General features: G+C 42.1%; 7 protein-coding genes. All 7 read right to left on the bottom strand.

What is annotated here, in order from left to right; all coding sequences use genetic code 11:
- Positions 1-83 precede the first annotated feature (83 nt).
- The 7 genes from BCU91_RS20085 to BCU91_RS20055 all read right to left on the bottom strand — a co-directional run bounded on the left by BCU91_RS20085 (position 84) and on the right by BCU91_RS20055 (position 6,954).
- Complete coding sequence (locus tag BCU91_RS20085) at positions 84-1,676, bottom strand: ABC-F family ATPase (RefSeq protein WP_102437707.1); 1,593 nt, start codon at positions 1,674-1,676, stop codon at positions 84-86.
- 166 nt (positions 1,677-1,842) lie between these two features.
- Entirely contained in the window at positions 1,843-2,187 is a 345-nt protein-coding gene (locus tag BCU91_RS20080) for a hypothetical protein (protein WP_102437760.1), read from the bottom strand.
- Between the two features lie 121 nt (positions 2,188-2,308).
- Entirely contained in the window at positions 2,309-3,259 is a 951-nt protein-coding gene (locus BCU91_RS20075) for a M14 family metallocarboxypeptidase (protein WP_241904128.1), read from the bottom strand.
- A 190-nt stretch (positions 3,260-3,449) separates the two neighbouring features.
- A complete protein-coding gene (locus BCU91_RS20070; protein WP_102437762.1) occupies positions 3,450-3,650 on the bottom strand; it encodes a hypothetical protein in 201 nt (66 codons plus the stop codon).
- Between the two features lie 376 nt (positions 3,651-4,026).
- Positions 4,027-4,785: an SDR family oxidoreductase gene (locus BCU91_RS20065; RefSeq protein WP_076539852.1), complete on the bottom strand. Its 759-nt coding sequence runs from the start codon at positions 4,783-4,785 to the stop codon at positions 4,027-4,029.
- A gap of 87 nt (positions 4,786-4,872) precedes the next feature.
- On the bottom strand, positions 4,873-5,781 hold the full coding sequence (mmsB, locus tag BCU91_RS20060; protein ID WP_102437711.1) for a 3-hydroxyisobutyrate dehydrogenase: 909 nt from the start codon (positions 5,779-5,781) through the stop codon (positions 4,873-4,875).
- 57 nt (positions 5,782-5,838) lie between these two features.
- Positions 5,839-6,954, bottom strand: a complete 1,116-nt coding sequence (locus tag BCU91_RS20055; RefSeq protein WP_102532230.1) for an enoyl-CoA hydratase/isomerase family protein — start codon at positions 6,952-6,954, stop codon at positions 5,839-5,841.
- Positions 6,955-6,965: the final 11 nt, after the last annotated feature.

Raw genomic sequence — 6,965 nt, 5'->3', positions numbered from 1 at the left:
ATTTATAATTATCTTTTTTAGGCAAAAAAAAACCTGTAAATCGCTTTACAGGTTTTCGGCTTAATGTAAAAAACTTTAATTAATTATCCTTCAACGCCTTTACTGGCAAGGAACTCATCATAAGTACCTTTAAAGTCATTGATGCCATCAGCAGTAATTTCAATGATGCGTGTTGCTAGTGACGATACAAATGCACGGTCATGAGACACAAACATTAATGTACCTTCATACAATTCTAATGCATTGTTTAATGACTCGATTGATTCCATGTCCATGTGGTTAGTTGGTTCATCAAGTAATAAGATATTTGGCTTTTGCATGATGAGCTTACCAAAGTACATACGACCCTTTTCACCACCAGATAACACTTTAACTGATTTTTTAATGTCGTCTGAGCCAAATAACATGCGGCCTAAGATGCCACGTACTGATTGGTCGTCATCTTCAGGTTTACGCCATTGGCTCATCCAGTCAAATAAGGTCATATCATTAGCAAAATCAGCTTCATGATCCTGCGCGTAATAACCAATGTTACTGTTTTCAGACCATTGAACCGTACCTGCATCTTGCGGGATGTCATGCACTAAAGTACGTAATAAGGTGGTTTTACCCACACCGTTATCACCTAAGATAGCAACACGCTCGCCAACTTCAACCATCAGGTCAAGTTTGCTGAATAATGGCTTATCAAAGCCTTTCGCTAATTGCTCAACCACTAAAGCATTACGGAATAATTTCTTTTCTTGCTCAAAACGAATGAACGGATTCACACGGCTTGAAGCCTTGATATCCTCAAGCTTAATCTTGTCAATTTGCTTAGCACGAGATGTTGCTTGCTTAGCTTTTGAAGCGTTAGCAGAGAATCGTGCTACGAAACCTTGTAGCTCAGCAATTTGGGCTTTTTTCTTAGCATTGTCAGATTGTAAACGCTCACGAGCTTGCTGGGCTGCCATCATGTATTCATCGTAGTTACCTGGGTAAACACGTAGTTCACCGTAATCGATGTCAGCCATATGGGTACAAACTGAGTTCAAGAAGTAACGGTCATGGGAAATAATCACCATGGTACTGTTACGTTGGTTAAGCATTTCTTGTAACCAGCGAATGGTGTCGATGTCCAAGTTGTTGGTTGGTTCGTCAAGTAGCAAAATATCTGGATCAGAGAACAAGGCTTGAGCCAAAAGTACACGCAGTTTAAAACCTGGTGCGATTTCACTCATTAGGCCAAAGTGCTGGTCTACACCAATACCTACGCCCATTAATAAATCACCAGCACGAGATTCAGCGGTATAACCGTCCATCTCAGCAAATTCCATTTCAAGCTCAGCGACTTTAATGCCGTCTTCTTCACTCATTTCTGCGAGTGAATAAATGCGGTCACGCTCTTGCTTCACTTCCCACAACTCTTTGTGGCCCATGATAACGGTATCAACCACTGAGAACTCTTCATAAGCAAATTGATCTTGATTCAATTTACCAAAACGTTCACCAGGATCGATTGATACATTACCGCTTGTTGGCTCAAGATCGCCAGTAAGGATCTTCATGAAGGTTGACTTACCACAACCGTTTGCACCAATTAGACCGTAGCGATTACCGCCACCGAATTTGACAGAGATATTTTCAAATAACGGCTTGCTGCCGAACTGCATGGTGATGTTGTTGCTGTATATCACGTAGGAGATTCCATTAGTTTTTGGACGAAAAATTGTCGCGATTATACATTATTCGACTCAAGCTTTACAGCCAGAATATTGATTGATTTATTTTTGCCTATTTGTCAGATTGTTGCAGTAGCTATACTCATGATTAACTCAAGATGTAATCTAAACTGAGCTAACGTTAGCCTTTCACAATTTCGATTAATCTTGTAATAAACAACTTAACTGATTCAGCCGTTTCAAACTTAAAAGCTAAACCATAGTGGCTTTCTTTTAAGCTTTTATGGCGACGAGTCGGGAAACGGGTCATCTGCGCATTATGGTGATAGTCATATTGTGCATGTACCCCGTCTAATGTGGCTAACTCACCAGAGAACACTTCAAAAGCCGGGCGAATAATGAGTACCGGAGTGTTGCTGTCAATATGTAAATACACCGGCTCTTTAAGCTTAGGCAGCATGTATTCGGTAACATTACTAATGGTGAAATTGGTACGGCAATCTAATTCATTTAATGCTGTGCGCATATCTTCTTGGCTAATAATCATTTCTTTTCGCTTGAGTAGTAAGGGCAATGACGCTAACTGTAATGCCAAATCAACAAAAAGCCTCGAAGTTTCGTTCGAGGCTTAGATATAAATCACTGACTTAGATTAAGTTTAACTGGGTTAAAATATAATCCAAACCACCAGTAATTGCTGCCACTTGGGCATCATTACATTCTTGGTCATTGACCAATGGGCTATCAGGATACACTTCAGTGGTGGTATTATAGTGATTGTTTGTCATCCCCGCACATAAGCCAAGCTTTTTAGTTGGGTAGTTAATGACCCCAAACTGCTCAATATCAACACCAATTAACTGACCATTATCATCTGGGGCAATATGGGTTACTTTGGCTACCGACTCAATAATCGCCTGTTGAAAGTCAGGAGTTGGATTTTCTGAGTCACCAACCAAATAAAAACCATCTGGAATAACGCCTTTTTCATAGTCTTTGCCATCACGAGCTGATAATGCGGGGCGAAATTCTAGCTCGTCAGTATCTGTGGTTTCATGCAAATCAATATGGGCATAAACGTCACCAAGGCTAGCTACAAATGCCATTAAATCTGCCGATTCATTGGCTGGGCTGTCAGCATAAAAAGAACGGTTTGGGTCCACTGCGTATGGGTTCCAGCGATTAATTGTTTCATAACCCCATGGGCTCACACACGGCGCTACCGCAATATTAAAGTATTGGCTGTAATGCTCAGCCTGAGTCGCTAAAAACTGAATCGCGCCATGTACGCCACTGGTTTCATAACCATGAACACCGCCAGTTACTAAGATAGTTTTTTTGCTGCTATCCCAATGTTTAGATTTAAATGCAAATAGCGGATATTTGTCGGCATCATAAGCTAGAGCACCATATTGCACTTGTTCAAAGCGTGAGGCTAAAGGCGCTAATTTTGTTAGCACTTCTTGTTGATAGCTACGTTTAATGGTTACTTGGGCAAGCCACTGGGCCTTTTCTTGTGCATTCCAAGGTTTGCCTGGGGTGCCAATGGGGAAACTTGACATAAAAAATACCTTATTTGCTGTCTTTCTCTTATTCATTGCTTTGAATCCTATCGCAATGTCAGCACAATTTCTATTTAAGTGGTGGTTCATTTTCGGATAACAGGGTGTTCGCAGCTAGGTAAATGATAACCACAAACGCCAGTAACAAAAAACTGCCATTAGGGCTAAATACCCATTGCCGCCAATAAAATAAGCTATCTACCTGTTGCGGTTATAACGCGAGGAGTTATTTATTGGTAAAGGTAAATTTGTTTTTAAGCCAACTAAGACTGGCAATTTGCTGTGTTTTCGTTAGGCCAAAGTAAATACAAACCCATGGGCAAATTAATAAAAACCAAGGTAATGCTGCTGTTGGTACGCCACTAAAAAAGAAATACAAAAAGCCGCCATACATGACGATAACCCCAATAATGCCCACCACTAACATGACTTTTTTCATCAAACTTTCTAAGCGTACAATATTCACAACTATCCTTACTGTCATTGAGCACTGCCGAGGTGCAGCTTTATTTCGATTGAAATAAACTAAGGCAAAAAATATAACCACAGGGTAACATTTTTAGAAACCCAGAAAAACTTATCTCTTTGCTTTTGTGCTCGCCTAAGCTGTAACCCGCCACCTAAATAAACCAATATAAATAAACGCTTATAATCTTGTGTGCGCATACTTGCGGTTCAAAAACAAAAAATCCCTACCAGAAAACCGGCAGGGATTAATACTATTAATGAGCCAATATTATTATCGCTACTGCGACTAATATTGTTATCGCTAATGCGACTAATATTGTTATCGCTAATGCGACTTAAAGGCGAATACCGCCATCAATTTCAAACACACGGCCATTAACGTAATCATTCTCAACGATAAATTTAACCGTTGATGCGATTTCTTCAGCTTGACCTAAACGCCCAACTGGCACCATTTTCTCCATTCGCTCTAGGGCTTCTGGTTTCATTGCTGCGGTCATTTCAGTGGCAATCACACCAGGTGCTACCGCTGCGCTACGGATATTATAACGGGCTAGTTCTTTCGCCCAACCTACGCTCATGGCAGCCACACCCGCTTTAGAAGCTGAGTAGTTAGACTGACCCATGTTGCCTGCTTTAGCGACACTTGAGATATTAATAATCACCCCAGGCTGCGCGGTTTCAATCATCACAGCCGCAGCTTCACGGCCACACAGGAAAGTACCGGTTAAGTTGACATTGATAACTGACTGGAATTGCTCATATGACATACGGTCAGTAACCTTGCCATCTTTTGCCTTAACCATTAAGCCATCACGCAAGATCCCAGCGTTGTTGATAAGAATATTAACCTGACCAAAATCTTCACGGATGAAATTAAACCCCGCCACCACATCTTCTTCATCGGTGATATCTAACGCATAGCCTTGCACTTCAGTACTTGCACCTAAATCAGCACAAGCACGTTCTAGCTTTTCTTGATCAACATCGATAAGTGCTAATCTTGCGCCTTGAGCGGCAAACTCTTGCGCCATAGCCAGACCTAACCCACCTGCACCGCCAGTAATGACAACAACTTTATCTTTAATTTCCATTAACTGGATCCTTTCTCTATTTATTTAGTGTTTTGCATACTCACATTCCGGCGCGGTTGAATGGCTCAACCAGCCTTCAAGCAGCTGTTATTTATCTTCATCTGCTTTAGCAAACTGTTCAAAAATACTTGAAAAATCACGGCGACCATTGCCTTGACGGGCATGGTTAACATATAAACTGCGCGCCAATGCCCCCATAGGAGTGCTGGAATTCGATGCCAGCGATGCTTGCTGTGACAAGCCTAAATCTTTCACCATCAAATCAACCATAAAGCCGCCCTGATAATCATTTGAAGAAGGCACATTGTCCATTACATCAGGGCACGGGTTGTATTTTTCGAGGGTCCAGTTGCCGCCGCTACTGACTTTCATGATATCAGATAACACTTTAGGGTCTAAACCATTATCAATACCTAGCTGCAAAGATTCACTGGTGCCGACCATTAATACTGATAACAGCATATTATTACAGATTTTGGCAATTTGGCCTGCGCCTGCCGCACCTGCATGAAAAATATTAGCCCCCATAACCGTTAATACTGTTTGCGCTTTATCATAGGCGTTATCACTGCCACCACAAATGAATGTTAGTGTGCCAGCGGCTGCGCCCGCTGTGCCGCCTGACACTGGCGCATCCATAAACTCAATGCCTTTGGCTGCAGCTTGTGCCCCAACCGTTTGCGCCGTGCCTGCATCTATGGTGGAGCAATCAATTAATATGGCATCTTTAGCGACCACATCCAGTAAGCCTTTGTTGTCATCATCGCCAATATATAAACTGTGTACATGCTTACCTGCAGGCAACATGGTAATGATATAATCTGCTGCTGCCGCTGCGCCGCAAGCGGTTTTTGCGCTTAACGCGCCCTGTTTAGTTAATGCCTCAACCGCCGCTGGTACTAAATCAAATACCGTGACTGTCATGCCTGCTTTAATTAAATTGGCTGCCATTGGGCCGCCCATATTACCTAAACCAATAAATGCTACTGTTGCCATGATAAATTCCTTTTAGATGTCTTTTAGCTAGATGCCTTTAACTTAGATGCCTTTTACTTAGATGCCTTTTAACGGATGGTCATCGGCTTGCCAAGGTGATGTCAGCAATTGGGTCACTGCTTCTGCGGTCACTTCACTTGCATGACTAAATCGCCATTGTGGATTGCGATCTTTATCAATGAGTAATGCCCTTACCCCTTCACAAAAATCGCCATAGGAGCAGCAATTGACGCTAATACCTAGCTCCCACTTAAAGCACTCTGCTAATGTTTTATTCGTACCTAAGTTGGCTTGAGCAAAAATTAAAAACCAACTTAATGGGCTACCTTTTAAAGCCGTTTTTTGAGCCCGTTTAAGCCAATCTAATTCAGTGTCTAAACTGGTGAGTTGATGATGCACCTCTTCAATTTCACCCGACATTAATTGATCAATCTCAGTTTGAAATTGCTCAAGTGGGCTTTGGCCTATTTTAGCTGTGGTATTTTGTTGCTGGGTATTTAACACCATACTTAGCTGCTGATGATTTAACTCAGCATCATCGCTCCAACTGACGTCAGCAAGGGCATCAAATAACGGCTGTTTATCATCGCTTGCTAAAAAGTGATTGCCCAGTCCAACATGCAAAGCATCGGCGGCGTTCATGTTATAAGCGGTTAAGCCTAAAAATAAGCCTAATTTACCCGGCATACGATTTAAGAAATAACTGCCGCCTACATCAGGGTACAAACCTATGGATATTTCAGGCATGGCAATGCGGCTTCGCTCTGTCACCACTCGGTGACTGCCACCCGCCATTAGCCCTAAACCGCCGCCCATAACAATGCCATCGCCCCACACCAGCACTGGTTTACCAAACTGATGTAGTAAATAATCTAATTGATACTCTTGGGTGAAAAAATCGCATGCTTCTGCAGTCATGGTATTAGGATTAGCAATCGATGCATGGTAAATCGCCCTGACATCACCGCCAGCGCAAAAGGCTTTATCCCCTGCGCCATCAAGCACAACAAAAGCAATATCATCATTTTGCTGCCAAGCAAGCAGCTGCTTGGTCATGGCATTGACCATGTCTAAATTCAAGGCATTTAAGGCCTTTTCAATATTAAGGGTTACCACCCCAATTGATTTACCAGACAGGGTCCCTAGAGTTTGAAATATTACATCTTGAGTCATTAGCTATTATT

This window comes from Shewanella sp. 10N.286.52.B9 (genome assembly GCF_002873635.1).
Lineage (GTDB): Bacteria > Pseudomonadota > Gammaproteobacteria > Enterobacterales > Shewanellaceae > Shewanella.
The sequence above is the reverse complement of the archived record's forward strand: the minus strand, read 5'-3'. Positions and strand labels throughout refer to the sequence as shown.